This is a genomic window from Hymenobacter cellulosivorans, assembly GCF_022919135.1.
Taxonomy (GTDB): domain Bacteria; phylum Bacteroidota; class Bacteroidia; order Cytophagales; family Hymenobacteraceae; genus Hymenobacter; species Hymenobacter cellulosivorans.
In genome coordinates this window covers 4,229,987-4,255,828 of sequence record NZ_CP095049.1, presented here as the reverse complement: position 1 = coordinate 4,255,828, position 25,842 = coordinate 4,229,987, and the positions used below count along the sequence as shown (strand labels likewise).

Below are 25,842 nucleotides of genomic sequence, written 5' to 3'. Positions count from 1 at the left end.
GCTAGAGAAACTTCTGCAGATCCTGCAGGGTAATGGTGCCTTCGTAAATGGCTTTACCGATAATGGCGCCATGCATGCCTACTTCAGCCAACGCTTCCACATCAGCTAGGGTCGTGACGCCCCCGCTGGCCACCAGACGGGCCGCGGGCAGTTGGGCGCGCAATGTGCGGTAAGTAGCCAGCGAAGGGCCCTGCAGCTTGCCGTCCTTGCTCACATCGGTACACACGAAGGTAGTAGCCCCGGCCTGCAGGTAGTCCTGGATAAACTCGGCCACCGTCCGCTCCGACTGCTCCGCCCAGGCATTGATGGAAATGTGGTTGTCGCGAAAGTCGGCCCCCAGCAGAATCCGTTCGGAGCCAAACTCCTGCAGCCACTGCCCTACCGTGGCCGGTTCGCGCACGGCAATGCTGCCGGCCGTAATCTGGGCAGCCCCGGCGTCAAAGGCCGCGCGCACGGCTGCGTCGCTCTGCAAGCCGCCCCCGAAGTCAATGAGCAGGCTGGTATGGCGGGCAATGCGCTCCAGTACGGGCAGGTTAACCGGCTGCCGGGCCCGGGCCCCGTCCAGATCCACCAGGTGCAGGCGCTTAACGCCGGCCGCCTCGAAGCGCTGGGCTACGGCCAACGGGTCGGCATCGTAGGTGGTTTGCTGGGCAAAGTCGCCCTCGGTCAGGCGCACGCACTGGCCGCCGATAAGGTCAATTGCGGGTATTATCTCCATGTAGTCTTAAAGCTTAAGGAAGTTTTCCAGGATGCGCGTGCCCACTGGCCCGCTCTTCTCGGTGTGGAACTGCACCGCGTAGAAGTTCTGGTGCTGCACGGCGGCACTAAAGGGCGCGGGGTACTCAGCTTCGGCAATGGTGTACTCGCCCACGGGAGCGTAGTAGCTGTGCACGAAGTAGACAAAGTCCTGCTCCCGCAACCCGGCGAAGAGCGGGGAACGCAGGCGCTGCAGGTTGTTCCAACCCATGTGGGGTACCTTGTACTCGGCCGCGGCCGGGAAGCGCTTTACCTCGAAGGGCAAAATGCCGAGCATGCTGGCATCGTTCTCCTCGCTGTGGGTCCCCAGCAGTTGCATGCCCAGGCAAATTCCCAGGAAGGGCTGTGTCAGGGTGGGCAACACCTGATCGAGGCCCTGGGCCCGCAACTCGTGCATGGCCGAAGCCGCTTCGCCTTCCCCAGGAAAGAGAATCTTATCGGCCCGCCGAATTTGTTCGGGGTCGGCCGTAAGGGTGGCCCGCACACCCAAGCGCTCCAGGGCAAACAGCACCGACTGTACGTTGCCGCCCTTGTAATCAATTACTGCTATTTCCATTTGAGTATATCCATTTGTTTACTCATTTGTGAAGTACCTCTGCCGCACAAACCTACTGCTGGACTTCTTTAGAAAACATTTGAGTTGCCGAGAGCCGCACAAACACGGACCTATTACTTTACCCAAATGTTTTAACATTTGGGTAAAGACTACAATACCCCTTTAGTACTGGGAATTTCCATCTTGCCCGCGTCCCGAACCAGGGCCATTTTGATGGACTTGGCTACGGCCTTGAAAATGGCTTCAATCTTATGGTGCTCGTTCTGCCCCTCACACTTAATGTTGAGGTTGCAGCGGGCCGCGTCGGAGAAGCTCTTGAAGAAATGGTAGAACATTTCGCAGGGCATATCTCCTACCCGCTCCCGCTTAAACTCAGCATCCCATACTATCCAGGGCCGGCCGGAAAAGTCAATGGCAGCCTGGGCCAGTACATCATCCATGGGAAGCAGAAAGCCGTAGCGGGCCAGGCCACGCTTGTCGCCCAGGGCTTGGTGGAAAGCTTCGCCCAAAGCAATGGCCGTATCTTCGATGGTGTGGTGCTCGTCGATGTGCAAGTCGCCCTGGACTTCGATTTTCATATCCACGCCCGAGTGCTTGCTGAGCTGGTCGAGCATGTGGTCGAAGAACCCCAGGCCGGTGTGCATGCTGGGGCGACCGGCACCGTCGAGGTTGAGTTCGATACGGATTTTGGTTTCGTTCGTGTCGCGCTGTACCACGGCCGTGCGGGCGGGTAGGCGCAGGAACTGATAGATGGCCTCCCAGCTGGTCGTCGTCAGAGCGGCCCGCTCGTCGGCCTGCTCCCGAATCAGGATGGACTGGCAACCCAGGTTCTGGGCCAGCTCCACGTCGGTGAGCCGGTCGCCGATGACAAAGGAGTGTTGCAGGTCGTAAGCGCCGGGTACCAGGTACTGCTGCAGCATGCCGATGCCGGGCTTGCGGGTGGGCAGGTTATCATGGGGGAAGCTGCGGTCGATGTGCTCGCGCACGAACTCCACTCCTTCCGAGCGCAGCACATCGAGCATCATGGTGTGGGCCGGCCAGAAGGTTTCCTCGGGGAAGCTCTCGGTGCCCAGCCCATCCTGGTTGCTGACCAGCACCAGCTCGTAGTCCAGCTCCCGGGCAATGCGGGCGAGGCCGGTGATGGCGCCGGGTACAAACTGGAATTTCTCCCGGGTCAGGGCGTCGACCTGGAAATCCGTCGGCGGCTCAATCAGGATGGTCCCGTCGCGGTCAATGAAAAGAACTTTCTTCATGGTATAAAAATCGGAAGCCGGGGCTTCGGGCGTAGAGCGTGAAAAAGAAAACGGGTTGGGGAGGTGGAAGGAGCAATTACTCTTCGGGTAGCAAAGAGCGTAGCAGCGTGGTGTACTCTTCCCCCAGGGGCAGCTCGGCATCGATGGTCAGCTGCTGACGGGTGGTTTCTACGGGCTGCTGGCTGAGGGGATTAAACCCCGTCTTTTTATACGGCTGCCAGTACAAGCCGACGCCGCGCTTCTGCCAGCTCGGCAGCTCGTTGAAATTGATACCCGCGCTGAAGAGTAAATCATGCTTGGCCGCCCGGCTCCGGCCCTTGACCTGGGCCGTAGCCTCGGCCACCGAGCGGCCTTGCTTGCGCAGCAGCCAGTAGCAATGGGCATTCAAAGAGTTGCGGGCGGCATCTTCCTGGCGCCAGCGGAAGTAGTCGAGTACATCCGTGCGACGGGGCAGCTGGGAAATCCGGCAGTCGAAGATACCCGGGCTACCCAGGGCCAGGGAAAACGTAGCCGAGGCCTCCCCGGCCAGCAGCGACGTGTACTTGCGCAGCTTGCGGCCAAAGGAATTTTCCTCGGGGTGAAGCAGCAGGGAAATTTCGTCGCTCTGCGTGTAGCCGTATACCATCCGAAAGCCCGAGCTGAGCAACTGCCGGGTGGTGTGTACCATCAGGTCCCGCATCCGCTCATCAAACGGCGCTTCGAATGCGTGGACCTCTTTGGTTAGGCGGGTAAAGCCCCGGCCGTCGAGGCGGACCACCAGGTAGAGCCCGGGCAGAGCGCAATGGTCGTGGGCCGTTTCGAAAACGCGCAAGCGCGCGTCGAGCTCGTCAAACTTCATGTTGCCAGGGGCTAATGGTGAATGTATGGTTGCCCAGGGGCCGCACGAAGTACAGCTCATCGAAGCCCTCCTCGTAGCGGGGCAGCTCCAGGCGGTTGCGGGTGGCGCGCAGACCGACGGCGGGCACCTGCCGCTCTACCGGGCGCTGCTGGTTGCGTACCAGGGCTTCGGCCACCGCAGCCTGAAAGAAGTACCCGGTAACGGTAAACCCCGCCCGCCGGGCTGGTTCGATATAACGGGCCCGCTCGGCCCGGGTCGGGTTCGTGTTATCAATCACGCACCGCATCTGCGTTTCCAGGCACAGCTCCAGCAGGCGCTGCTCCCGGTTCCGGGTCCGCAGCAAGTCGAGGCTGATCCGGACGTGGGAATGGAAAAAGTGCTGCTGGTAGAAGGTTGACTTCCCCGTGGCCTGAATTCCGCAGAAGACGATGAGCTGCATCAGGATGTGGATTAGACGGCGGAATAGTCCCGCAGGGCTGTAACCAGCTGCTCATTCTCGGCCGGGGTGCCCACCGTCAGGCGCAGCGTGCCGGCGCACCCGGGCTGGCTCGTACGGTTGCGCACCACAATGCCCTTGCCCAGTAAGTAGTCGTACACGGCCGTGGCATCGGGTCGGAACCGGACCAGCAGGAAGTTGGCATCCGAGGCAAACACGTGCTCCACGATGTCGACTCCCGGCAGGTGCTGCTGCAGCCACTGCCGGCCCTGGAGCAACTCCTGGCGCATTTGCTCGAAGTGCGGGGCATCGGCCAGGGCCGCCAACGCGTGCTGCTGGGTGGCTTCCGAGATATTATAGGGCGGCTTAATCTTGTTGAGGTAGCCGATGAGCTCGGGCGAGGCAAAAGCCATACCCAGGCGCAGACCAGCCAGGCCCCAGGCCTTGGAGAAGGTTTGGAGCACGACCAGGTTGGGAAACTCCGCTAGGCGCGTGGTCCAGCTAGGCGCGGCGGCAAAGTCGGCGTAGGCCTCATCCACCACTACCAGCCCACGGAAGCCGCGCAGCACCTGCTCGACTGCCGCGGCGTGCAGCAGGTTGCCGGTTGGGTTGTTAGGCGAGCAGACAAAGACCAGCTTGGCGTCGGAGGCCAGAATTTGGGCCACGGCCTGGTCGGACAGCTGAAAGTCAGCCGTGAGCGGCAGGCGCTCCAGACGCACGTCGTTGAGGTTGGCGGCCACTTCGTACATCCCGTAGGTGGGCGGCAAGATCAGGATCCGGTCCTGACCGGGCGTGCAGGTCAGGCGCACCAGCAGGTCAATGGCCTCGTCGGAGCCGTTGCCCAGGAAAATCTGGCTGGGCTCCACGCCTTTCAGCTTCGCCAGCTCAGCCTTCACGGCCCGCTGCTGGGGGTCGGGGTAGCGGTTGAACTGCTCGGGGCCGGCGCTGCCCAGGCTGTTTTCGTTGGCGTCGAGCATCACGCGGGCTTCGCCCTGGAATTCGTCGCGGGCCGAGGAGTACGGCTGCATAGCCCGGATATTGGGCCGGATAAGATTGGAAAGCTCAAACATGAACCGCGGAATGGTCGGCCGGGCCCTTATTCCTCCTAGTAGGATAAGGTTGCCCGGCCGGGATGAGAAGTGAACTTAGGCTTCGGCACTCAGGCTTTCCAGGCGCAGCGTCACGGCCCGGGCATGGGCCCGCAGGCCCTCAGCCTCGGCCATGGTTTCGACGACCGGCCCCACGTTGAGCAGGCCCTCGGCGGTGATGCGCTGGAAGGTAATTTTCTTCAGAAACGAATCCAGCGACACCCCGCTGTAGTTGCGGGCGTAGCCGCCGGTGGGCAGCGTGTGGTTCGTACCCGAGGCATAGTCGCCGGCGGCTTCGGGCGTCAGGTGACCCAGAAACACCGAGCCGGCGCTGGTTACGCCCTCGGCGTAGTCGTCGGCGTTGCGCACGGCCAGAATCAGGTGCTCGGGCGCATACTGATTCGAGAAGAACAGCATTTCCTCCGGCGTGCGCAGCAGCACGGCCCGGCTTTCGCGCAGGGCCAGGGCCGCTACTTCCCGCCGGGGCAGCTCGGCCAGCTGCCGCTCTACTTCGATCGTTACCCGGGGCAGCAGCTCCACCGAGTCGGTCAGCAGCACCACCTGGGAATCGGGACCGTGCTCGGCCTGGCTGAGCAGGTCGGCAGCCACGAAGGCGGGGTTGGCCGTTTTGTCGGCAATGACCAGCACTTCCGACGGGCCGGCGGGCAAATCGATGGCGACCCCGCGCTGGGCGGCCAGCTGCTTGGCGGCCGTTACGTAGCGGTTGCCGGGTCCGAAGATCTTGTCCACGGCCGGAACGCTCTGCGTGCCGCCGGCCAGCGCGGCCACTGCCTGGGCTCCGCCGGCTTTGATGATGGTGCTAATGCCCAGCAGCTGGGCCGTAAACAGAATCACCGGATTCACCGAGCCGTCTTTCTGGGGCGGCGTGCAGAGCACGACCTCCGGGCAGCCGGCCAGGCGGGCCGGCACGCCCAGCATGAGCAGGGTGCTGAACAACGGTGCCGTGCCCCCGGGAATATACAGGCCCACGCGCTGCACCGGCACCGATTTGCGCCAACAACTCACGCCCGGCATGGTTTCAACCCGCACCACTTCTTCGCGCTGGGTTTGGTGAAACTTCCACAGGTTGGCGTGAGCCTGCCGGATGGCCGTTTGCAGCGCGGCTGGCACCAGGGCTACGGCCGCGGCTACTTCCTCGGGCGATACGCGCAGCTCGGTGAGCGTGGCCCCGTCCAGCTCCTGGGCATAGTGACGCAGGGCCTCATCCCCGCGCTGGCGCACGTCGTCGAAAATCTGGCGGACCCGCTCGGCTACCTGCTGAGCTTCGCCGGCCGCGGGCCGCTGCTGCAGCGCGGCCCATTCGTCCTGGCCAGGATAGTGAACTACTTGCATATAGAGTACTGTGCTAATGGGTTGAAATCTGCTGAGCTACTGGCCGTACTTAAGAAATCATCTTCTCAATGGGCAGTACCAGAATGCCTTCGGCGCCGACAGCCTTGAGCTGGCCGGTGATGTGCCAGAAGTCGTCCTCGTTCACCACCGACTGCACCGACACCCAGCCTTCCTCGGCCAAAGGCGTCACCGTGGGCGACTTGATACCGGGCAGCAGGGCCTTCACCGCGTCCAGGGCGGCCACGGGGGCGTTGAGCAGGATGTACTTGTTGCGGCGGGCCCGGCGCACCGACTGCATCCGGAACTGCAGCTGCTCCAGCAACTGCTGCTTTTCGGCCGTCAGCTGCTGGTTGGCAATGAGCACGGCTTCGGAACGGAACACGGTTTCGACTTCGCGCAGGCCGTTGCCCAGCAGCGTGGAGCCCGAGGAAACAATGTCGCAGATGGCGTCGGCCAGGCCGATGCTGGGCGCAATTTCCACCGAGCCGCTAATCGTGTGCAGATTGGCCTGCACGCCTTCGCCGGCCAGGTAGCGGCCCAGAATCTGGGGGTACGAGGTAGCAATGTTCTTGCCCTGCAGGTCGGCCACCGAGTTGTAGCCTTCCGAGCGCAGAATGGCCAGCGAGAGGCGGCACTTGCTGAAACCCAGCTTTTCTACTTCCAGATCGGGAAAGCCCGCTTCTACCAGCACGTTCTGGCCCACGATGCCCAGGTCGGCTACGCCATCCTGCACGTAGCCGGGAATGTCGTCGTCGCGCAGAAATAGGATTTCCAGGGGAAAGTTAGTGGCTTCGGTTTTGAGCTTGTAGGAGCTGCTGAGAAAGGAAATACCGCACTCACGAATGAGGTTGAGCGAATCCTCGCTCAGGCGGCCCGACTTCTGAATGGCCAGACGAATCATAAGAATTGAATTGGGAGGGAAATTGGCGACCAACCGGCCTGGTGGACGGCTCTTGCCAGTGTGCGAAGTGATACGCAGAGAAGGGAAAAACGCCGGCCAGGGTACAGCAAGGGCAATAGCGAGCGGGGCGGCCTTTTCGGGGCGGCCAGGCACTTAGGGAATACCAAGTGCCCCACGGGGTCAATATGCTTGTATAGTTCCTCTCTTAAGAGGAATGATGCCCGTGCAGATGATGATGCGCCGCGCGCAGCCAGCCAGTAGCCTGGCCCGAATGGGCGGCCTGGGAGCTGAAGGTGCACAGGGAAAGCGCGGCGAAGGGCATAAAGGCGAATTGCTGGGCAAAAGTACGCGCGGCCGGGTCGAAACAAAATTATTCAAGCAAAAAATATTGGGAACCCTGACCTTTGTGGTTTCCTGCTCAGCCAACCGCGTTTTTGGCATCATTGTTTCGGACCCGCTGTTCGTTGTTGTTGCCCGTCGCCGCTCCCACCTCTTGCTGCTTATGATTTCACGCTGTTCTTTGTTTGCCCTGACCGCTCACCTGGGTCTGGGGCTGGCCCTGCTCACCGGAACCATTGCCCCGTCCCGCGCCCAACAGGCCGACTCCACGGTGCTGACCAAACCCACGCCCGAGGCCCTGCCCAAAGTACCCGAACTGCCCCTGCCCCAGGCCAGCCCCCGGGCCCTGGTCATGCAAACCATCGGACTCAGCGACGTGACAGTGGACTACCATACGCCCGCCGTGCGGGGCCGTGCCATTTGGGGCCAACTCGTGCCCTACGGGCAGGTGTGGCGGGCCGGAGCCAACGAAAACACGGTCATTACCTTCTCCGACGGGGTTATGCTCAACGGGCAGGCCGTGCCGGCAGGTAAGTACTCCTTCTACGTGCTGCCCAAAGCCGACCAGGACTGGGAATTGATCCTTAACCGCGTCATCAACCACTGGGGCGCCGAGGGCTACGATGCCCGCGCCGACCAGATTCGCCTGCCAGCCGTGCCAGAATCGGGGCCCATGCACGAAAACCTGCTCTACTGGTTTTCCGAAGTGAAGCCCGGCACCGGTAGTGGGCGCCTGAACCTGTCCTGGGAAAAGCGCACGGTGAGCCTGCTCATCGAAACCGACGTGCACACCAAAGCCCTGGCCGGAATTCAAAAAGTGCTGGCCGCTAACCCCGAAAACTGGCAGCTGCTGGCCCAGGCCGCCGACTACCTGGTGCAGCACAACATTCAGGCGGAGCTGGCCCTGCAGTACATCAACGAGTCGTTGCGGCTGAAGGAAGCCTACACCAACACCTGGATTAAGGCCCGGCTCATGGCCTCTAAGCAGGACTACGGCACGGCCATCGTCTACGGCCGGCGGGCTCTGAAGCTGGGCGAAAAAGAGGATCCCGACTTCAAGCAGCGGCAGCCCAACATGCGCATCACCCTCACCGAGTGGCAAAGCAAGGCCTATTAGGATACAGAGGGCAGTGCTTGATGCCTAGTGCTTAGCAATCAGTAGCCGGCAACGCACAAAAAAGCCCCGTCAGAATCTTCTGACGGGGCTTTTTTGTGCGGTATCCTCTCCTTACAAGTTGAACAGTCTACGTTTTCAACCCTAAAACCGGGCAATGACGCGCAGGTTGACGACCCGTTGCGAAAGATAGTTGGGCACGGCGTAAGTGCGGGCATTTACATCCTGCACGTAGCTGTAGCCGGCCACGTTGTTGGCGGCCAATACATTGAGCACTTCCAAACCCAGCCATAAGCTTTCCAGATGGCCCGGGCGGCGAGCTTCACCGGTGTTATTGAGCGAGAGCACCTTGGAAAAGCCCAAATCGACGCGCTTGTAGGAACGGGTAAGCTTGGTGGTACCGCGCTCCTCGGGCAGGCCGGGTGGGCTAAACGGCAGGCCAGTGCCGAAGACAAAGTTCACGTAGCCTTTCACCGAGGGATTGCCGGGCAGCTGGTCCTGGAAGAAGATGCCGAAGTTCACGCGTTGGTCGGACGGGCGGCGGATGTAGCCCTGGGCTGTGCGCCCGATGGTGTCGCCGGCGGCGTTGAACTGCGTCAGCGAGTCGCCCACGATGTTTTCACGGGTGGTCAGGATGCCCAGGCTAAACCAGGACTCTACGCCTTTCACAAACTCCCCGCTGACGCGCGTATCCAGGCCGGCGGCGTAGGCCGTGGCGTTGTTCTTGGCAAAGTAGCGCAGCCGCACGTTGTCGATGTCGTAGGGAATTACGTCGGTCAGGTACTTGTAGTACAGCTCCCCGGTAAAGACAAAGGGCCGGTCCCAGCGGCGGAAGCGCACCTCGTTGCCGGCAATGACGTGCAGGGAGCGCTGGGCCCGCAGCTCCGGGTTCAGAGCCGCCGTCTGCACCGTCACCGACTGCGGGGTGGCCTGGGTGCCGCGGGTTTGGTCGCGCAGCTCCCGGTAGAAAGGGGGCTGGTAGTAGAGGCCGGTGGCAAACTTAAACGAGCGGTTCGGGTGGCGCCGGCTGATAACCGAGTACTGCACGCGCGGACTCACGGTCAGCTGCTGATTCACGCTCCAGTAGTTGGCCCGTACCCCGTAGGTGAGCGTGCGCAGGCTATCGAATTCCAGGCTGTGCTGCACGTAGCCCTGGGTGCGGGTGCTGCTCAAATCCAGGTTCGACACCAACCGGGTACGGCGGTAGTCAGGCACGAAGTCGGCCGAATCCACGAAGCTGTACTCGTTGAGCTGGTCTTCGATTTTCTCCCGGCCCACCTTCACGCCCCAGCGCACGGTGTGCTGGGTGCCGGGCGTCCAGCGGCCCCGGGCTTCGAGCGTAGCCACGCGGGCCAGCAGGTTGTTGCGCGAGTGGTCGAAGCGCGAGCCCACGTCGCGCTGCCGCACGGGCTTGTTGTAGTCGGGTGAGTTCGGATCCCGGTTGATTTCGGCAAAGCTGTAGGCCGCCTCCACGTCGCGATACTCAAACTCGCGGGAAAGCATGGCCCCGGCCAGCAGCTCGCCCTGCAGGCTGCGGCTGAAGTTGTGGCGCAGGTTAAGCCCGCCCTGGTAGGTGTCGTACTGCATCCGCTCCCGGCCGTCGTAGGTAATAAAGAGGCGGGTCAACTGATTGGTTGCCGTACTGAACGTGGCCTGCCCCGACTCGGGGCTGAAGCGAAAATCGTTGTGGGCAAACGTGGTCAGCAAGCCCAGGCTAGTCCGGTCGGGATTGTCTTTGGGTCCCAGCGCAGCGTTGATGTAGGCCTGCCCGTCGTAAAACGTCGGATTGTAGCCACCCTGTTGCTGCTTTAAGGAGCGCAGCACGTAGGTGGCATTCTTGTAGCGAATCCCGGCCAGGTAGCTAATGCGCTTGTTGGGCGAGGTGGCTTCGACGTGCACCGTGCCGCCCACCAGGCTGCCCGTGGCCGAGCCGGCAAACTTCCGGGGCTTCTTGTACTCGATGCTCAGCACCGAGGAAAGCCGGTCGCCGTACTTGGGCTGCCAGCCCCCCGACGAAAACTCAATCCGGTCGACCAAATCGGGGTTCACGAAGCTTAGGCCTTCCTGCTGGGCCGAGGTCACCAGAAAGGGCCGGTACACTTCGATGCCGTTGACGTAAACCAGGTTTTCGTCGTAGTTGCCGCCGCGCACAGTGTAGGTGCTGGTCAGCTCGTTGTTGGCCACCACGCCCGGCAGCGTGGTCAGAATCTTGTTGAAGTCGCCGAAGGCCGAGGGCAGCTCCTTTACCGAGCGGGGGTCGATGCGAATCATGCTGACCTGCTCACTGGTGTTGGCGTCGTCGTTGCGGGCCCGCACGGTCACGTTTTTCAGGGCCCGCGGGTCCAGCACCAGCGTAATGGTCAGGTCACGGGTGTCGGCTAGGTTGAGCACCAGCCGCTGGGCCTGGTAACCCAGGCGGCGGGCCACCAGCGTGGGCGCCTTACCGCTCAGAGGCCGCACCACGTTCAGGGCAAAGCGCCCCTTGTCGTCGGTATTGGTGCCGCCGGGCTGGCCTTCTATCCCAACACTGACCTGCTCCAGGGTGGCGCCCGCCGCATCGCGCACGGTGCCCGTAATCAGCACCCGCGCGCCCGACTGTGCCCAGGCCGGGGCCGTCAGCGTCAGGAGCAGCCATACGCTCAGCAGAGAAATCTGCCAGGCGGGACGGGAATAGTACAGGTGCGGCATTAGCGGGACGACTGCGCTTCTTCCGCCTGAGCAACCTGGGCATTAAGCAGCTGGCGCATGTCGGCCAGCGTAGCCACCGGGTCGGGCGAGTTGAACACGAAGCTGCCAGCCACCAGCACATCGGCGCCGGCCTCCACCAGAGCCGCCGCATTATCGAGGCTCACGCCCCCGTCAATTTCAATCAGGGCGCTGGAATTATAGTCCACGATGAGCTCCTTGAGCGCGGCCACTTTGCGCAGGGTATTGGGAATAAACGACTGTCCGCCGAAGCCCGGATTCACCGACATAATGCAGACCAGGTCCAGATCGGCAATAATATCCTCGAGCAGGGCTACCGGCGTATGGGGGTTCAGGGCCACGCCGGCGCGGCAGCCCAGGGTCTTGATTTGCTGCACCACGCGGTGCAGGTGCGGGCAGGCTTCGTAGTGTACGGTGATGTTGGCGGCACCCGCGTCGCGGCAGGCAGCCAGGTAGTTCTGGGGCTCCTCAATCATCAGGTGCACGTCCAGAGGCTGCTGGGCGTGGCGATGAATAGCCTGCAGCACCGGAATGCCGAAGGAAATATTGGGCACGAAGCGGCCATCCATGATGTCGCAGTGCAGCCAGTCGGCGGCGCTGCCGGCCAACCGCTCGGTTTCGGATTGAAGATTGGCAAAGTCAGCCGCCAGCAGAGAGGGAGCCAGTAAGGGCGCGATACGACGAGTAGGATTCATAGTGCGAAGGTAACGCTTTGGGGGGCAGGTTTTGGTATACTGCCGAGCCCGGAAACGGCTACTTTTCCGCCGGAAGCTTCCCTACAACGGCTGGTACTGCCCTAAAGCAACGAACCGTAGCCCGGCTGCAGGGCAGCCCAACCACGGTTCGGGAGTAAGCAGAAGTGCGAAAAACAAGCCGCCTCAGCAGGCCGGCCGGAGTTTATTTTTCCGCTTTCTTCCAGGCCTGCCAATCCAGGTGGCCGTCCTCGCGCTTGCGCAAAAACACGGTCTGGTCGTCCTTCTGGGTTTTGCCAAAGGTTACGTCGCCGCGGCAGTCGAGGCACTTGACGGAGGTGTACTTAAACTTATCCTGAGCCACGCGCGACGACAAATCCAGGTTGTCGGAGCCGCACAGGCCGCAAGCCAGTACGTCGGGGAAGCTCAGCCGGTCGTATTCGGATACCACTTCGTGGAAGTTGGTGCCCTGAACGGTGAAGTGAAACTGGCGGCGCCCAATGCGCTTGGTAATCATTAACTGTAGCATGCGAAGGAAATGTTAGAGTCGTAATGCAGGTAGAAAGATACTAATATTTTTAACATTACTAAAGTTCACAAAGTAAATTATCTTGGTCGATGCAAATAAAAAAGGCTCCCAAATTACCCTGGAAGCCTTTTTACACACCAACTAATTAAATTAGCAATCTACATTCTCACGAAGCGCACCGTTTGCTGGCCTTTGCGGCCGATGAGCGTACACTGGTAGACACCTTTGGTAAGCGCGCCGGATTTGAGCGACAACTGGGCCTGGGTCGTGGCCGGCAGTTTCTGCTCGGTTACCAGCGCCCCGCGGGCATCGGTGATGCGCACGGTCAGGGGCTGGTTCTGAAAGTCGGGCGTGAGCTGCACGTACAGCTCGTCGGACTGGCTGGGATTAGGATACACCAGCAGCTTTTCCGGCCGGGCATCGGGGCCGGCCGCGGCCAGCGGCTCGTTGGGCCGGGCCAGGTTGTAGGCGCGCACGAAGTTGGGAATGCCATAGCCCACGCGGGCATCCGGGGCCGCGACCTGGGAGCCCGAGCGCTGCAGAAAGCTGATAACCTGCTGGGCCGTCAGGTTGCGGTTGGCCTGCCAGAAGCCCGCCACCATGCCAGCCGTAATCGGGCAGGCAAAGGAAGTACCATTGCCGCGGGAGACTGCGCCCGACGGCGTCACGATGGCCGATTGCACGCCTAAGGCTGCCACGTTGGGCTTCACCCGCCCGTCGGCCGTTGGGCCAAAGGAGCTGAAGCCGGCCGGCTCCCGCGAGGCATCCACGGCCCCCACGGTCAGAATCGAGTCGGCGTCGGCGGGAGCCGTGATGTAGCGCCAGCCGTTGGCCCCCTCGTTGCCAGCGCTACTAACGACCAGCATGCCCACGCGGGCCGCACCGGCGGCGGCGCGGGTCGAAATGGCCGTGCGCCCGTTCATGTCGGCGTAGGTGTAGTCCCGGGAAGGAGAATCGAAGGTGTTATAGCCCAGCGAGGAGCTGATAACGTCCACGCCTGCCGAGTCGGCGTATTCGGCCGCAATCAGCCAGTTCATTTCCTCCACGGGGTGCTCGGAGTAGATGTCTTCGGTGATGCAGAGATGGAAGGTGGCTTTGGGGGCCGTACCGATAAAGACGCCCGTCTGGTTGGCGGCAATGGTCGACAGGCAGTTGGTACCGTGGTCGTTGCGCTGAAACACGTCCCCGCTTTTATCGACAAAGTTGAACGTGCTGGCCAGGCGGCGCTCCTGAAATAAGGGCGTGAAGGCCGGAATCTGGTCGACGCCGGGAAAGCCCGCGTCGAAAACGGCAATCTGAATGCCTTCCCCGCGGAAATTGGCGCTGTGCATGGCCACCGCCCCGATCATCTCGGCCTGGCCATAGGCACTGCCGTAGTCGGCGGGGCCGGCCGTGCCGCGCTGCGGATTCTGGGGCACCAGCACGGGCTGGGGCCGGCTTTTGCGCGCGCCGGGTAGGTTGCGGTTGAGCGTTACCACGCTGTGCACAAACGGCAGCGCCTGCAACGTAGCCAGCGTGGTCGAGTCGCAGGCCACGACGGCGGCGTTAAACCAGCGCGAGGTGTACCAGAGCTGGGCGCCGGGCACAGCCTTAAGCTGGCTGACGTAGGCGGGGGTTACCGGCAGGTCGCGGGGCTGCACGCTGATGTTTTGCCGGGTGCGCCGCTCCAGGGCCCGGGCCGAGAGAAAGGCCTGGGGCTGGCTGGTACTAAAGGGGGTGTTGGCTTTGTCGCGGAAATAAACCAGGTGCTTGCGCACCGTGCCCGTCGTTTGGGCGGGTGCAGGCCCCGGCTTTGGGCGAGTGGAGCCAGCCATAACAGGAAGAGTACCCAGGGTCAGGCCCGCGAGCAGCAGCAGAGGAGAAAGGCGCATGGGGAAGGAAGTTGAAGCGTGCGGGAAGATACGTAAATACCAGTTTGGAAGCAGGGCCCTGCCAGTGGCCGGCCTGAAAGCAAAACGGCGACAGGTGTAGTACACCTGTCGCCGGAAATGCGTTGCAGCCGCAGCCCGTTTTGCCGGGAGCTAGGCTCTACATCTTACCCTGCTCAATGAGAACTTCCACCAGCGTGCGCCCCTTGTAGATGCGGGTATTGGAGCGCTTGCAGCTTCCGACCTGCTCCGGGCAGTAAGAAAAGCGCCGCCGGGCCCGATATACCGGGCCTACGCCCTTGGCATACACCTGCTCGTAGGTGGAGCGGTAATAATCATCATCGGCCCCGTAGGCGTTGTTGTTGTTGACTACCAGCGCCGTGGTCAGGGTTTGGTCGTAACGGTAGGTTTTGCCGCCGGCCGAGGCGGCAAAGGGCTGGGCAACGTCCTGGTAGCGGCGGTTGTCCAGATTCATGGTATAGAGGGCCGTATCGACCAGGGAAAAGGCGTACATGTTCCAGCTACGGTCGGGCTGCACCGGAAATACCAGCTCCACTGACCGGCGGTTGTTGCGGGTCAGCAGCAGGGCGTTGTCGGTGGCAGCCACGAACATCACGCTGTCGTCGCGCCAGAGGTCAGTGGGCAGCATGCGCTTGGCCCGTACAATCCGGTAGCCGGGCTGCCCGGTGGCGTCGTTGATCCGGTCGGTTATCATTTCCCGAAACTGGTAGCTGGTAGCCGTGCGCTGGAAATTGGTCCAGAGCGTATCCGATACGGCGTAGATACGGTAGCGTCCTACTTCCAGGGGGAAATAATCGGCGCCCGACTGCGGGCCGGGCACCGAATCAGTTTGGCAGCCGGCTACGGCCAGCGCCAGGACGGGCGCCAGCCAGGTCAGCAGGTTGGGAAACGAATAACGTCGGATCATACGGTAGCGGTAGAGAAGGTACGTTCGGGCACTTCGGCAATGGTGTGGCGCTCAATCCAGCCCCCGCCGAGCACGTCGTTGCCGTCGTAGAAGACGGCGGCCTGCCCGGGGGTAATAGCGTGAACAGCTTCCTCGAAATATACGCGGATTTTGTCGCCGACCTGTTCCAGAAACGCCGGGGAGCCGTTGTGGTTGTAACGCACCTTGGTCACGGCCGGTACCAGCCCACGGCCTTCCAGGGAAGCCAGCTTGCCCATGTTGAGCTTGCCCACGTAGGTCGTGGTGCTGGCCAGCTCGTCGTAGTTGCCGAGCACGACCTGGTTGGTATCAGGCCGGATTTCGGTGACGTAGGCCGGAAAACCCAGGGCAATGCCCAGGCCTTTGCGCTGCCCGATGGTGTAGAACGGGTAGCCCTCGTGGCGGCCCAGCACCGTGCCGTCGCGCATGATAAACTCGCCGCCGGCTACGCGGGCCTCCAGCCCCTCGACCCGGCGGCGCAGAAAGCCGCGGTAGTCGTTGTCGGGGATAAAGCAAATTTCGTAGCTCTCGGGCTTGTTGACCAGCTCGGTGAAGCCGCGGCGGCGGGCCTCCTCGTAGATTTCGGTTTTGCGCATGCCGCCCAGCGGAAACAGCGTACGGGCCAGACTCTCCTGCGACACGCCCCAGAGCGCGTAGGACTGGTCCTTGTTTTCGTCCAGGCCCTTGCTAACCACGTAGCGGCCGTTTTCGTGGCGCACGTTGGCGTAGTGGCCGGTGGCAATAAACTGGCAGCCGAGCTGGTCGGCCCGGCGCAGCAGGGCATCCCACTTGATGTGCGTATTGCAGAGCACGCAGGGGTTGGGCGTACGCCCGGCCAGGTATTCCTCCGTAAAGTTGTCGATGACAAAGTCGCCGAATTCGTCCCGGATGTCGATAATGTAGTGCGGAAAGCCGAGCTCCACGGCAATCTGGCGGGCGTCGTTGATGGAATCCAGGGAGCAGCAGCCGGTTTCTTTCTTGCTGCCGCCGGCCGAGGCGTAATCCCACGTCTTCATTGTCATACCCACCACTTCGTAGCCCTGCTCGTGCAAGAGCACGGCCGCTACTGAGCTATCAATGCCGCCGCTCATGGCGACCAGCACTCGTCCTTTTGATTCGGATGTATTCATATTCATTGGTTGAAAGCCAAGAGTGCTACCGAAAAGTTTCCGATGCCCATCCTGCAAAGGTAAGAACTCTAGGCTAGTTCGCGGGGCCGCTTCTGCTCCGGCCAGCAGCAGGGCCTCCCGGCGGGCTGGCCCCGAATTGGGGCCGGTTCGCGGGGTTTTGCGGCTTTCCGGCGGCCAGTGTTGGTACGCACTGAGTTTTTATGCCGAATATTACCGCGGCATCTTTCTTTTTTACTGTTTCACTCCTGCCTCATGCCTTTGCTTACCTCCGTGCTGGTGCGCGGTATCAATAACCTGTCGGACGCCCGCTACTGCGCCGGGATGGGCGCCGATTACCTCACCTTTCGCCTCGACCCCGCCCTGCCCGGCTATTTGGAGCCCGCCCTGGTGCAGGAGCTCAGCGGCTGGGTGGCAGGCGTGCAGCTCGTCGGCGAGTTCGACAGCCTGTCGATTCCGGAAATCAATGCCCTGGTCAGCAGCTGCGGCCTGCACTACGTGCTGCTGCACCGCCGCCGTACCCCCGAGGAGCTGGCCCAGCTGCGCGTGCCCGCACTCAAGCTCATCAAGTGGATTCCCGACATGCTGGCCGAAGACGTGGAAAAGCGCTTCCGCGACCAGCAGGACCACGTGGCCGGCTTCGTGCTGGCCCAGGCGCCGCCCGAGCCGCTCACGGCCATGCAGCGGGCCCAGCTCACCCAGCAGGCCCGCAGCTACAAGGTGTGGCTGGGCACGGGCTTTGCCGACACCCAGACGGTGCGGCAGCTGGTAGAAGAAGTACAGCCCACGGGCATCGTGCTGGAAGGCGGCCAGGAAATCAAGCCCGGCCTGCGCGACTTCACGGAGCTGGAAGCCGTGTTTGAGCAATTAGAGGAAGAATAGCCTCGCCGGCGTAGGGGCGGCCCGAACCAGGCCGCCCGCAATAGCTGCCTGATGCATCCTGCCGAGCGACGCCCGGCAGGATGTTTCTTTTTTAGCGCCGTCTCATTGCGGCAGCTTAGGCCATAACGGTCAACAGATCGAACACCGGCTCGCCCAGCCGCGCGTCGCCTTCCAGCTGAATATGGGCCGACGCTAGTTCGCGGGGCAGGCTTTTGGTAAACAAGCGCCAGGCCACGGCCCCGTCGATGGTAACGGAAGCCGCCAAGGCGCTGGCAGAATGCTGCTGGCTAAGCTGCCAGCCGGTATCGGTCTGCACCAGATACCACGTAGCTCCTGCTTCGCCCGTGATGGTAAAAGCAATGACCTGCCCGGGTTCGGCCGCTACGGCGCGGTAGTGGTGGGGCAGGGCCCGCAGGCAGGTGGCCAGAAACGGTAGGTACAGCTCCGGGCTCAGCAGCGGGCCCTGCTCCTGCCCTACCGCCTGCCGGATCTGCTGCTGGTGGTGCCATTTCTCGGTATAGTCGCGGGCAATGTGAAACCAGTTGAGCGACTCTGCTTCCCCGGCCCAGGCCACGGAAAACGTCGCTGGCGCCAGCGGGTCGAGACTGGCCAGGTAGCGGTTGTACTCCGGCCCCGATACTTCCAGCAGCCACCGAATCACGCCCGGGCTCAGGCGCTGCCCGGCCCGCACCCAGTCGGCGTTGAGTTCGTTGAGAAAGGCCACGATTTCTCCGTACGAAAAGCCGGCCGGCTGCTGGCCAAAATACCCGTCGCGCAGCATGGACAAGGCCCGCAGGTTGCCGTCGAGCAGGTGCAGGGCCACGTCGCGCACCCGCCACTGCGGGGCCAGCGTGGGCAGCTCCCATTGCGCCGGATTCAGGGATGCTAGAAGCTCAAACAAGTGCTGATCCAGCACCGGAAACAAATGAATGGTCTGAATCGGTGGCAGCGGGTGCGGCATAGCGGCAAAAGTCAGCTCAGGCGAAACTGTAGGTACTTAATTGGAATGCCTTCGGCGCGGAAGCGTTTTTCGTAGTGGGTCTGGATGTCCTCGGCGTGGGGCAGCAGCTCGGCAGAGGCGTACAAATCCTTGGTATGGGCCAGCACGGTAGCGCCGGGGCGCTGCTGCACCGTTTCCAGGGAGTAGTCGAACAGGGCCTCATCGTCGGTTTTGAGGTGAACCAGACCGCCGGGCTGCAGAATCTGCTGGTAGCGTTCCAGGAAGCGCGGGGCCGTCAGACGGCGCTTGGCATCCCCGAGGCGGGGCCGCGGGTCGGGAAACGTAATCCAGATTTCGCTCAGCTCCCCGGGCCCGAAATGGTCGAGCAAGTCCAGGGCCCGCATGCGCACAAAGCCCACGTTGGTCAGCCCCTGGGTCTGGGCCTTGGTGCTGCCAATCCAGATTCGGTCCCCCTTGATGTCGAGGCCCAGAAAATTACGCTCGGGGTAGCGCGCGGCCAGGCCCACGGTGTAGTCGCCCTTGCCGCAGCCGACTTCGAGCGTAATCGGGTTCTGGTTCTTAAAAAAGTCGGTTTTCCAGCGGCCCACCAATTGCTGGTAGGTGGCTTTGCCTGGCTCTACAATGTCGGCCCGCTCGGCATTTTCCGAGAAGCGCTTTAGTTTAATTCGACCCATTCTGGTTGGTTACGCGTCAATACAATTCTTCAATTTCGGCCACAACAAACGTGCTGCCTCCGATAAAGACCACGTCGGCGGGGCCGGCGGCGGCGCGGGCAGCGGCCACGGCGACGGGCACCGTACCGTACACGCGGCCCTGCAGCCCCAGGGCCGCGGCCCGCTCGGCCAGCTCAGTAGCGGGCAACGCCCGCGGGATGTTGGCCTGGCAAAAGTAATAGGTTGCCGTCGTTGGCAGCAGGGCCAGCATCTTGGTCACATCCTTGTCGTTGACGGTACCGAGCACGAAATGCAGCTGCTGGTAGGGCAAGCGGGCCAGCTGGGCAGTGATAAAGCGGATGCCAGCCTCGTTGTGGCCCGTGTCGCAAATCAGCAGCGGGCGGCGGCCCAGAATCGTCCAACGACCCCGAAAGCCGGTCAGGCGGCGCACGTCGCGCAGGCCTTCCCGCACGGCCGTTTCGGTGATGGATACGCCTTGGCGGCGCAGCTCGTCGAGCACGGCCAGGACGCCCGGCACGTTGAGCCGCTGATAGTCGCCGACCAGGCCCAGTTCCAGGGTTTGGGTTTCGGCAGTACGCTGGTTGGTGACGGTCAGCAACTGAGTTTCGGCATCCGGGGCGGGCGGCTCGGCCAAGGCCGTGTGGTAGAGCTGGTCGGCAAACTGCAGCGGGGCCTGTACCTCCCGGGCTTTCTGCTCAAATACGGCCTGCACCTCGGGCTGGGTCTGGCTGACGACGACGGGCACTTGGGGCTTGATGATGCCGGCCTTTTCGCCTGCAATCAGCGGCAGCGTATCACCCAGCAGGTTTTGGTGGTCGTAGCTGATGTTGGTAATCAAGGACACCAGCGGAGTAATGATGTTGGTCGAATCCAGACGTCCGCCCAGCCCCACTTCCACCACGGCAATATCCACCTGTTGCTCGGCAAAGTACGAGTAGGCCAGGGCCACGCACATTTCGAAAAACGAGGGCTGCACCTGCGCAAACAAGGGCCGCCATTTGCCCACCCATTGCACCAGGTAGTCCGGGTCCAGGTCCTGGCCGTTGAGCTTGATTCGCTCGGTGAATTCGCGCAGGTGGGGCGACGTATAAAGCCCGACTTTATAGCCGGCTGCCTGCAGCGTAGCGGCCAGCAGGTTGGAGGAGCTGCCCTTGCCGTTGGTACCGGCCACGTGCACGGCCCGAAACTGCCGCTCGGGGTGGCCCATGGTTTCGGCCAGCGCCAGCGTATTGCCCAGGCCCGCCTTGAAGCCGGCCGCCCCCACGCGCTGAAACATCGGGAGCTGGTCGTAGAGGTAGGCTAGGGTTTCGGCGTAGTTCATGCGGGGAGTACTGGGTGGGTAAAGCACAAAGGTAGCGGAGTCGGGCGCCGAAAAGCAGCCCAACCTAAAGCAAAAGCGCCGCTCCCGTACGGAAGCGGCGCTTGGCCCGGGTCAGCGGCAGCCAGTTACTGCACCGCCACGCGGAAGGTAACAAAACCGGTGGCCCCACCTTCCGCGGAACTAGTCCGACGAAACTCCGCATTTTCCAGCGCATCCCGGAAGGCTTTCTCCTGGGCGGGCGACACGTTGCCCGACACCTTGCTGATGGACTCCACCTCGCCATCAGCATTAATTTTTATTTTAAACCGCACAAAGCCGGGGTTATTATCAATCGGGGGCGCACTCGGCTGTTTCACCCAACCCCAACCCGACATTTCCAGGCCGCCCGAGCCCGGACTTCGCCCGCTGCCCCCACTGCCGGGCTGCCCGTAGAGGGCCTTGGCGTCGAGCGAGCCGTTGGGGTTGCCCTGGTCGCCGACGGAGCCGGGCTTGTCGCCATTGTTATTACCGGTGGGCGCGTTGCTGGTGCCGTTTTCCCCGTTGCCGCCCCCGTTGGCACTACCCTTAGGCGTGTAGAGCGTGCGGGGCTTTTCCGCCGAGGCCTTGGGCACTTCCTTCACCTCTTCCTTCCGGGGCGCTGGCTTTTCCACGGGGGGCAGCTTCACCGGGCTTTCCTCGGCTTCACTAGTCACGATTTTCTCCTCCGCCGCCTCCTGGGGCACGGGCGGGGCAGCCTGCTGCACGGGCCGGGGCTCAGGGTCGGGCGAAGAGGCCGGCGGGCGGCTGTCCTCCCGGTTCGGCGACTCATTGGCCACGGCTTTGCTCTGCACGTCGCCCGAGCCGGCTTCGTCGACGCCGTAGTTGAGCTCTACCCCGTCGCCGCCCAGGCCCAACAGCGGCGGGTCAGGGCCTTTGAAGACGGTGAAGACGAACAGGGCCAGCAGCAGCGCGTGGACCGCCACCGTGCCGATAATTGCCTCGCGGCGGTGCTGTTCGCGGTATTCGATGGGCATGATCTTCGTTTTTGATTTACTGTTTTTGGTTGTTGGCCGCGGCTGAGCATTTGCACGGGGCGTCTTCGGCGCCTACCCAACACCTAACAAATTACCTTCCACAAGGCACTAACGCAAAAAATGTGGGGAATGTGCTAATGGCTATTTGCACATAGCGCATTACTCACATTCCCCACATTTCCCGCATTATCTACCTATTTGCCGCCCGACTGCTGGGCCTGGGTGGCCATCACCATCTTTACTTTCAGACGGTTGCCGATTTCGAGAATATCGACCAGCTTCTGCACGTTCAGCGAGGAGTCGACGCGCAGTACGACGGTGGGCGCTTCCAGGCCAGCTACGCGCTGCTGCAGGGCCGTTTCCAGAGTCGCGGCCGTCACGGGCTGCCGGTCCAGAAAGTACTGCCCGGCGGCATCCACTGAGATGTTGATGGTTTCCTTCATGACGGCCTTGCCCGAGCGGGCATTGGGCAGCATGAGCTTGATTACGTTGGGATTGACCATGGTGCTCACAATCAGGAAGAACAACATCAGAAAGAACATGATGTCGTTCATCGAAGACGTCTCGACGTGCGAGGAGAGCTTACGGCGCCGGCTAAGGTCCATGCGGTGAAGTAGTGAGTTGGTGAAATTGTGAAATTGTGAGTTTGAATGTTCTGTTTGCGCAAGCTGCGCGGATGAAACGACAACTCACACGTTCACTATCTCACTAGTTCACCTTTAATTGTCCTGAAGGATGTCCATGAATTCGATGGCCGAGTTTTCCATGCGGAAGATCAGGCGCTCTACCATGATGCTGAGCCAGTGGTAGCCCACGTGGGCAATGATGCCCACGATCAGACCGGCGGCCGAGGTGACCATCTTGGTGTACAAACCGCCCGAAATCTGGGCAATGCCAAAGTCGCCGGTGGTAGAAATGGCGTAGAAAATCTTGATTACCCCGATGATGGTACCCACGAAGCCGAGCATGGGCGCAATACCGGCGATAATGCCCAGGATGCTGATGTTCTTTTCCAGGCGGGCAATTTCAATCTTGCCCACGTTCTCGACGCTGCTTTCGATGTCCTTGAGCGGCAGGCCGATGCGGCGGATACCTTTCTCCACCATGCGGGCCAGCGGCGAAGGGTTCTGGGCGCAGAGCATTTTAGCACCCTGCAGGTCGCCCTTTACCATCAGCCCGCGGATGCCGGCCATAAAGGAATCAGGATTTACGGCTGCCCGGCGGATGGTCAGGTAGCGCTCAATGATGATGTAAATCGAAACGAAAGACAGCAGGAAGAGCGGCACCATAATCCAGCCCCCCTTCAGAATCAAATCAATCAGGGAAAGGTCGCCGGTAGCGGCAGCGGCATCAGCCGCCTGGTTGGCGGCCGCAGCGGCGGTATCGGCGGCAACAGTAGCGGCGGTGGTAACCTGCAGCAGGAAAGAGGTCATGCTAGTAATTGAGAACCCAGAGTGATGAGCCTAAGTGCTTGCGCAGCACCGGCAGTTGTTTTTGCGCTTCAGCCTTATTGGCGTAATCAATGGCCGAGAGGCGAAACTTGCGGCTGCCCGGAGCCGGCATCACGATGCGGGCGTGGCGGTGGCCGTGGTTGACCAGCGCCATCCGGCCTTTCTCGGCGTGGGCCAGCGTATTATAAGCCCCCACAATGACGTAGGCCCGGCCCGTGCGGCCTTTAATGGTTGTGCCACCATCCGTGGCTACAGCCGGCTTGGCTACCGACACGGCCGCGGCGGGCTTGGTTGCAGCCGGAGCTTTCACGACGGGCTTGGCAGCTACGGCCTTGGGCTTGCGCACCACCGGCTTGGCCACTACGGCAGCGGGGGCGGCGGGCGCCACCGGCTCGGCGGCACTCGCTACCGGGGCCGAATCATCCCAGTCGTGGGCTGCCAGGGCGGCGGGCTGCCGGGCTACGGCGGGCGCGGCTTCCTCCGGCGCGGCCGACTCAGCGGTGGTGGGCTCCTGGCTCGACGTTATTTTCCAGCTTTCGGGCAGGTAGCCCAACTGGGAAGCAAACTGATAGTTGGCCGACAAAATCAGGCCGGTAATAACCAGGGTAGCGGCAATACGGAACGTTTTCATCGCGCGACGGGAACGGCTTACGGCTAAGATGGGGGCCGACTGCTGCCGGTCACGGGCCAGCAGGGCATCGGTGGCCCGGATAGGGCGCGAAACCAGCTCGGGCAGGCCGTAACTGGCCGTGAGCAGGTTCTGATTGCCGGTGTACTCGAACTCCAGCCCCCGGCCGGCCGACTGCCGGAAAATCCCGATACCGGGCAGCTCGGTGCGCTGGCTGGCGTCGAGCTCAGCCTGCAGACGGCCTACGGCGTCGCGCACGAGCAGGCGGGCCTGGGCCGTGGTCAGGTTCAGGGAGCGGCTCAACGCATCGACCAGCAGCCCGTCGTTGCGGGTCAGCGACTGGTTGAAGGCCACGCGCTTGGCGGGCGGGGCCAGCGTGTGGCGCACGGGGTGCACCTGGGCCGGGGCGTAATCGGCAATCAGGCCCCCAAACTCGGGGATGATAACGCAGTCGTGGTCGCGCAGCAGGGTGCGGATATGGTCGGAGAGCTGCATCAGCGGCAAAGGTTACGTGGCGTGAGCCCGGGCGGCGGCGACTGGTACGCAAAAGACCTCCAGACCGTAGGCCACGCTTCCCAAGAAGAAACATGGCGGGCGACCTGGAGGCCTTGGGCGGTACTAGCTGATTGGCAACTCGGGCATCAACTCAATTATGTTCAAAAATCATACGTTACGCCCGCCAATACGTTGAATCCTTTCACCGGATAGTTCAGGAAACGCTCGTATTTACGGCCCAGCAAATTATTGCCAAGAGCAAATATGGACAGATTTTCCATAATACGGTAATCGGCCCGCAAGTTCAGGTCGATGACCGAGTCGGTGGGCCGCACGACTTCACCGAGCGGACGCCCGTTTACGAGGCGGCGCGAGTAGCCCGAACCATAGCTAGAGCTGTAGGTATATAACTCAGCTCCCAGCAGCAGCTTATCATACATATTATACGTTCCGAACAGCGTTGTCTGGAAGGCCGGGCGGTGGAAGGCTTCGGGCAGCGAATGGGTCTTGTAACCGTTGTAATCCGCCTTGAAACCAATACGCACCTGCTCGGCAGCATTGTAGAGCAACTCGCCGTGGACGTTGATAAACTGGGTGGCTTTCTTGTCGTAGACCAGGTCGAACTTGGTGGAGTCGCGGCGGCTGTTGTTATAGAAGTACAGATTCCGGTCGTTGGCCAGGGTCACCTTGGCATTTACCGACAGGGCCCGGGCCGGTGTGGCGTTGAAGCCGAAGTAGACTGTGGGCCCGCGGTGGGTGTCGGCTACGCGCTGGTTGGGCGCCAGCCAGGGGTTTTCGGTGGTCAGATCGTACATCGTCACGCGCTGTAGGGCCCCGCCCAGGCCGGCAAAGACCACGAACTTATCTTCCGAGACGGTATAGCCCAGGCGGATAGCCGGGTACACATTGAACTGCGAAGCCCGGCGGATGGTGTCGCCGGTGTAGCCCAGGGTAGCTCCCACTGACAGGGCCAGCCGGTCCAGGGTCAGCTCGTAGGCGGGCGTCAGCTGCAGGAAGGGCCGACTGGTCTTAAGCGAGTCCTTGTAGGAAATCAGCGACACGTCGCCGTTGACGGCCACCCGGCTTTTCTCGCTCAGGGTGTAGGCCGAGCGCAAGGCCACGGTGAAGTTGCTTTCCGAAGCCTTGAAGTTGTCGGCCCAGTAGTTGAAGCCCAGGCCCAGGTCGTACTGAAAGGGCGCGTCGGTGCTTTGGTTGCGCATGTACACCTTGGCCGCGGCGCGCTTAAAGACCTGCTTGAGGCTGTCGGCATTGGGGGGCAGGCGGCGGGTTTCGCGGTTGTAGCCGTAGAAGTTGTACCGCTCCCGGCCCAGGTCCAGCTTGGCGCCCAGGGTTACGGGGCCATTGTAGGTTTCGCCGCTCAGCCCCAGGCGGGTCTGGCTGGAGCCCGAGTTCTTCTTGTCGACGGGGCCCGAAGACGAGGAAAGGTGGCTGAAGTCGAGGCCGTAGGAGGCCGTTTCACTGCGGGTGTTGTGCAAATACGCTTTGGCGTAGAGCGTACCGTAATTGCCAACGGCACCCTTGAGGTAGTTGCCGGTTTGCGAGGCCAGTTCCTCCTGCTGAATCGACAAGACGCGCACGGCGGGGTTGAGCCGGTCGGCGGGCAGGCGGAAATCGGGGTACGTATACGTGACCGGGGTGGTTTGCTTGGCCGGCGGGTCAATCTTGATTTTCTCGAAGTTGCGGGTGGCTTCGGGCAGCTGGTTGACCCGCTCCTTCACAATCTCGATTTCGGCGTCTTCAATCTTGCCGCCCGTTTTGCCGGTCTTCTGAGCCTGCGCCAGCACGGGCGCAGCAGCCAGCAGAACCGCCAGGGGCAGCATTTTAGGGGAACGAAGGGTCATAGCGGAGGGTCTGGGATGGGGACCCACGCTGTGGGGCCCCAATCCTGGTTGTC

At 62.1% G+C, this 25,842-nt stretch carries 24 protein-coding genes; 2 read left to right on the top strand and 22 right to left on the bottom strand.

Annotated features, from left to right (window positions below; genetic code table 11):
* Position 1: 1 nt before the first annotated feature.
* From hisA to hisG, 8 genes are all read right to left on the bottom strand, one after another.
* Complete coding sequence (hisA, locus tag MUN80_RS18015) at positions 2-718, bottom strand: 1-(5-phosphoribosyl)-5-[(5-phosphoribosylamino)methylideneamino]imidazole-4-carboxamide isomerase (protein ID WP_244714885.1); 717 nt, start codon at positions 716-718, stop codon at positions 2-4.
* Positions 719-724: 6 nt separating this feature from the next.
* Positions 725-1,312 (bottom strand): imidazole glycerol phosphate synthase subunit HisH, encoded by a 588-nt coding sequence (gene hisH, locus MUN80_RS18010; protein WP_244714883.1) that lies wholly within the window; start codon positions 1,310-1,312, stop codon positions 725-727.
* 149 nt (positions 1,313-1,461) lie between these two features.
* Positions 1,462-2,565, bottom strand: a complete 1,104-nt coding sequence (gene hisB / locus MUN80_RS18005; RefSeq protein WP_244714881.1) for a bifunctional histidinol-phosphatase/imidazoleglycerol-phosphate dehydratase HisB — start codon at positions 2,563-2,565, stop codon at positions 1,462-1,464.
* A 76-nt stretch (positions 2,566-2,641) separates the two neighbouring features.
* Positions 2,642-3,403, bottom strand: a complete 762-nt coding sequence (locus MUN80_RS18000) for a tRNA(His) guanylyltransferase Thg1 family protein (RefSeq protein WP_244714880.1) — start codon at positions 3,401-3,403, stop codon at positions 2,642-2,644.
* Positions 3,393-3,842, bottom strand: a complete 450-nt coding sequence (locus tag MUN80_RS17995) for an ATP-binding protein (protein WP_244714878.1) — start codon at positions 3,840-3,842, stop codon at positions 3,393-3,395. Before MUN80_RS17995 ends, MUN80_RS18000 begins: the two co-directional genes overlap by 11 nt.
* A gap of 11 nt (positions 3,843-3,853) precedes the next feature.
* Positions 3,854-4,909, bottom strand: a complete 1,056-nt coding sequence (hisC, locus tag MUN80_RS17990) for a histidinol-phosphate transaminase (protein WP_244714876.1) — start codon at positions 4,907-4,909, stop codon at positions 3,854-3,856.
* A gap of 75 nt (positions 4,910-4,984) precedes the next feature.
* Entirely contained in the window at positions 4,985-6,280 is a 1,296-nt protein-coding gene (gene hisD / locus MUN80_RS17985) for a histidinol dehydrogenase (RefSeq protein ID WP_244714874.1), read from the bottom strand.
* 49 nt (positions 6,281-6,329) lie between these two features.
* Positions 6,330-7,181 (bottom strand): ATP phosphoribosyltransferase, encoded by an 852-nt coding sequence (gene hisG / locus MUN80_RS17980; protein WP_244714872.1) that lies wholly within the window; start codon positions 7,179-7,181, stop codon positions 6,330-6,332.
* A gap of 502 nt (positions 7,182-7,683) precedes the next feature.
* Here hisG and MUN80_RS17975 point away from each other — a divergent pair.
* Positions 7,684-8,637 carry a DUF2911 domain-containing protein gene (locus MUN80_RS17975; protein ID WP_244714870.1) on the top strand — a complete coding sequence of 318 codons (954 nt, stop codon included), beginning with the start codon at positions 7,684-7,686 and terminating at the stop codon, positions 8,635-8,637.
* Positions 8,638-8,778: 141 nt separating this feature from the next.
* On the opposite strand, the gene MUN80_RS17970 is transcribed toward MUN80_RS17975, so the two are convergent.
* The 6 genes from MUN80_RS17970 to mnmA form a co-directional block, all read right to left on the bottom strand.
* On the bottom strand, positions 8,779-11,322 hold the full coding sequence (locus MUN80_RS17970) for a TonB-dependent receptor (protein WP_244714868.1): 2,544 nt from the start codon (positions 11,320-11,322) through the stop codon (positions 8,779-8,781).
* Positions 11,322-12,035, bottom strand: a complete 714-nt coding sequence (gene rpe, locus MUN80_RS17965) for a ribulose-phosphate 3-epimerase (protein WP_244714866.1) — start codon at positions 12,033-12,035, stop codon at positions 11,322-11,324. The genes MUN80_RS17970 and rpe overlap by 1 nt, the downstream gene beginning before the upstream one ends.
* Before the next feature lie 202 nt (positions 12,036-12,237).
* Positions 12,238-12,561, bottom strand: a complete 324-nt coding sequence (locus tag MUN80_RS17960) for a hypothetical protein (RefSeq protein WP_244674277.1) — start codon at positions 12,559-12,561, stop codon at positions 12,238-12,240.
* Positions 12,562-12,719: 158 nt separating this feature from the next.
* Positions 12,720-14,432 carry a S8 family serine peptidase gene (locus MUN80_RS17955; RefSeq protein WP_244714864.1) on the bottom strand — a complete coding sequence of 571 codons (1,713 nt, stop codon included), beginning with the start codon at positions 14,430-14,432 and terminating at the stop codon, positions 12,720-12,722.
* Between the two features lie 157 nt (positions 14,433-14,589).
* Entirely contained in the window at positions 14,590-15,357 is a 768-nt protein-coding gene (locus MUN80_RS17950) for a hypothetical protein (RefSeq protein ID WP_244714862.1), read from the bottom strand.
* Positions 15,354-16,505: a tRNA 2-thiouridine(34) synthase MnmA gene (mnmA, locus tag MUN80_RS17945; protein WP_244714860.1), complete on the bottom strand. Its 1,152-nt coding sequence runs from the start codon at positions 16,503-16,505 to the stop codon at positions 15,354-15,356. The genes MUN80_RS17950 and mnmA overlap by 4 nt, the downstream gene beginning before the upstream one ends.
* A gap of 252 nt (positions 16,506-16,757) precedes the next feature.
* Here mnmA and trpF point away from each other — a divergent pair, with 252 nt between their 5' ends.
* Positions 16,758-17,384 (top strand): phosphoribosylanthranilate isomerase, encoded by a 627-nt coding sequence (gene trpF / locus MUN80_RS17940; RefSeq protein ID WP_244714858.1) that lies wholly within the window; start codon positions 16,758-16,760, stop codon positions 17,382-17,384.
* Between the two features lie 115 nt (positions 17,385-17,499).
* On the opposite strand, the gene MUN80_RS17935 is transcribed toward trpF, so the two are convergent.
* From MUN80_RS17935 to MUN80_RS17900, 8 genes are all read right to left on the bottom strand, one after another.
* The gene (locus MUN80_RS17935) at positions 17,500-18,345 is read right to left on the bottom strand and encodes a maleylpyruvate isomerase N-terminal domain-containing protein (protein ID WP_244714856.1); all 846 of its coding nucleotides are present in this window, start codon (positions 18,343-18,345) and stop codon (positions 17,500-17,502) included.
* A gap of 11 nt (positions 18,346-18,356) precedes the next feature.
* Positions 18,357-19,019 (bottom strand): tRNA (guanosine(46)-N7)-methyltransferase TrmB, encoded by a 663-nt coding sequence (gene trmB, locus MUN80_RS17930; RefSeq protein ID WP_244714854.1) that lies wholly within the window; start codon positions 19,017-19,019, stop codon positions 18,357-18,359.
* 16 nt (positions 19,020-19,035) lie between these two features.
* Entirely contained in the window at positions 19,036-20,340 is a 1,305-nt protein-coding gene (locus tag MUN80_RS17925) for a bifunctional folylpolyglutamate synthase/dihydrofolate synthase (RefSeq protein WP_244714852.1), read from the bottom strand.
* A 125-nt stretch (positions 20,341-20,465) separates the two neighbouring features.
* On the bottom strand, positions 20,466-21,353 hold the full coding sequence (locus MUN80_RS17920) for an NADH-quinone oxidoreductase subunit E (RefSeq protein ID WP_244714850.1): 888 nt from the start codon (positions 21,351-21,353) through the stop codon (positions 20,466-20,468).
* Between the two features lie 194 nt (positions 21,354-21,547).
* A complete protein-coding gene (locus tag MUN80_RS17915; RefSeq protein ID WP_244714848.1) occupies positions 21,548-21,958 on the bottom strand; it encodes an ExbD/TolR family protein in 411 nt (136 codons plus the stop codon).
* Between the two features lie 114 nt (positions 21,959-22,072).
* Positions 22,073-22,786 carry a MotA/TolQ/ExbB proton channel family protein gene (locus MUN80_RS17910; RefSeq protein WP_244714846.1) on the bottom strand — a complete coding sequence of 238 codons (714 nt, stop codon included), beginning with the start codon at positions 22,784-22,786 and terminating at the stop codon, positions 22,073-22,075.
* Position 22,787: 1 nt separating this feature from the next.
* Positions 22,788-23,927, bottom strand: a complete 1,140-nt coding sequence (locus MUN80_RS17905; RefSeq protein WP_244714844.1) for an HU domain-containing protein — start codon at positions 23,925-23,927, stop codon at positions 22,788-22,790.
* A gap of 161 nt (positions 23,928-24,088) precedes the next feature.
* Positions 24,089-25,789: a TonB-dependent receptor gene (locus MUN80_RS17900; RefSeq protein WP_244714842.1), complete on the bottom strand. Its 1,701-nt coding sequence runs from the start codon at positions 25,787-25,789 to the stop codon at positions 24,089-24,091.
* Positions 25,790-25,842 lie beyond the last annotated feature (53 nt).

What these genes read in the sequence shown, in the direction of transcription:
- MUN80_RS17925 (WP_244714852.1), bottom strand. Translation starts at nt 20,340, where the DNA reads ATGAACTACGCCGAAACCCTAGCCTACCTCTACGACCAGCTCCCGATG.
- MUN80_RS17995 (WP_244714878.1), bottom strand. Translation starts at nt 3,842, where the DNA reads ATGCAGCTCATCGTCTTCTGCGGAATTCAGGCCACGGGGAAGTCAACC.
- MUN80_RS17910 (WP_244714846.1), bottom strand. Translation starts at nt 22,786, where the DNA reads ATGACCTCTTTCCTGCTGCAGGTTACCACCGCCGCTACTGTTGCCGCC.
- MUN80_RS17970 (WP_244714868.1), bottom strand. Translation starts at nt 11,322, where the DNA reads ATGCCGCACCTGTACTATTCCCGTCCCGCCTGGCAGATTTCTCTGCTG.
- hisA (WP_244714885.1), bottom strand. Translation starts at nt 718, where the DNA reads ATGGAGATAATACCCGCAATTGACCTTATCGGCGGCCAGTGCGTGCGC.
- MUN80_RS17975 (WP_244714870.1), top strand. Translation starts at nt 7,684, where the DNA reads ATGATTTCACGCTGTTCTTTGTTTGCCCTGACCGCTCACCTGGGTCTG.
- mnmA (WP_244714860.1), bottom strand. Translation starts at nt 16,505, where the DNA reads ATGAATACATCCGAATCAAAAGGACGAGTGCTGGTCGCCATGAGCGGC.
- MUN80_RS18000 (WP_244714880.1), bottom strand. Translation starts at nt 3,403, where the DNA reads ATGAAGTTTGACGAGCTCGACGCGCGCTTGCGCGTTTTCGAAACGGCC.
- trpF (WP_244714858.1), top strand. Translation starts at nt 16,758, where the DNA reads ATGCCTTTGCTTACCTCCGTGCTGGTGCGCGGTATCAATAACCTGTCG.
- MUN80_RS17955 (WP_244714864.1), bottom strand. Translation starts at nt 14,432, where the DNA reads ATGCGCCTTTCTCCTCTGCTGCTGCTCGCGGGCCTGACCCTGGGTACT.
- hisH (WP_244714883.1), bottom strand. Translation starts at nt 1,312, where the DNA reads ATGGAAATAGCAGTAATTGATTACAAGGGCGGCAACGTACAGTCGGTG.
- rpe (WP_244714866.1), bottom strand. Translation starts at nt 12,035, where the DNA reads ATGAATCCTACTCGTCGTATCGCGCCCTTACTGGCTCCCTCTCTGCTG.
- trmB (WP_244714854.1), bottom strand. Translation starts at nt 19,019, where the DNA reads ATGGGTCGAATTAAACTAAAGCGCTTCTCGGAAAATGCCGAGCGGGCC.
- MUN80_RS17950 (WP_244714862.1), bottom strand. Translation starts at nt 15,357, where the DNA reads ATGATCCGACGTTATTCGTTTCCCAACCTGCTGACCTGGCTGGCGCCC.
- hisD (WP_244714874.1), bottom strand. Translation starts at nt 6,280, where the DNA reads ATGCAAGTAGTTCACTATCCTGGCCAGGACGAATGGGCCGCGCTGCAG.
- hisG (WP_244714872.1), bottom strand. Translation starts at nt 7,181, where the DNA reads ATGATTCGTCTGGCCATTCAGAAGTCGGGCCGCCTGAGCGAGGATTCG.
- MUN80_RS17935 (WP_244714856.1), bottom strand. Translation starts at nt 18,345, where the DNA reads ATGCCGCACCCGCTGCCACCGATTCAGACCATTCATTTGTTTCCGGTG.
- hisB (WP_244714881.1), bottom strand. Translation starts at nt 2,565, where the DNA reads ATGAAGAAAGTTCTTTTCATTGACCGCGACGGGACCATCCTGATTGAG.
- hisC (WP_244714876.1), bottom strand. Translation starts at nt 4,909, where the DNA reads ATGTTTGAGCTTTCCAATCTTATCCGGCCCAATATCCGGGCTATGCAG.
- MUN80_RS17960 (WP_244674277.1), bottom strand. Translation starts at nt 12,561, where the DNA reads ATGCTACAGTTAATGATTACCAAGCGCATTGGGCGCCGCCAGTTTCAC.
- MUN80_RS17905 (WP_244714844.1), bottom strand. Translation starts at nt 23,927, where the DNA reads ATGCAGCTCTCCGACCATATCCGCACCCTGCTGCGCGACCACGACTGC.
- MUN80_RS17900 (WP_244714842.1), bottom strand. Translation starts at nt 25,789, where the DNA reads ATGACCCTTCGTTCCCCTAAAATGCTGCCCCTGGCGGTTCTGCTGGCT.
- MUN80_RS17920 (WP_244714850.1), bottom strand. Translation starts at nt 21,353, where the DNA reads ATGCCCATCGAATACCGCGAACAGCACCGCCGCGAGGCAATTATCGGC.
- MUN80_RS17915 (WP_244714848.1), bottom strand. Translation starts at nt 21,958, where the DNA reads ATGGACCTTAGCCGGCGCCGTAAGCTCTCCTCGCACGTCGAGACGTCT.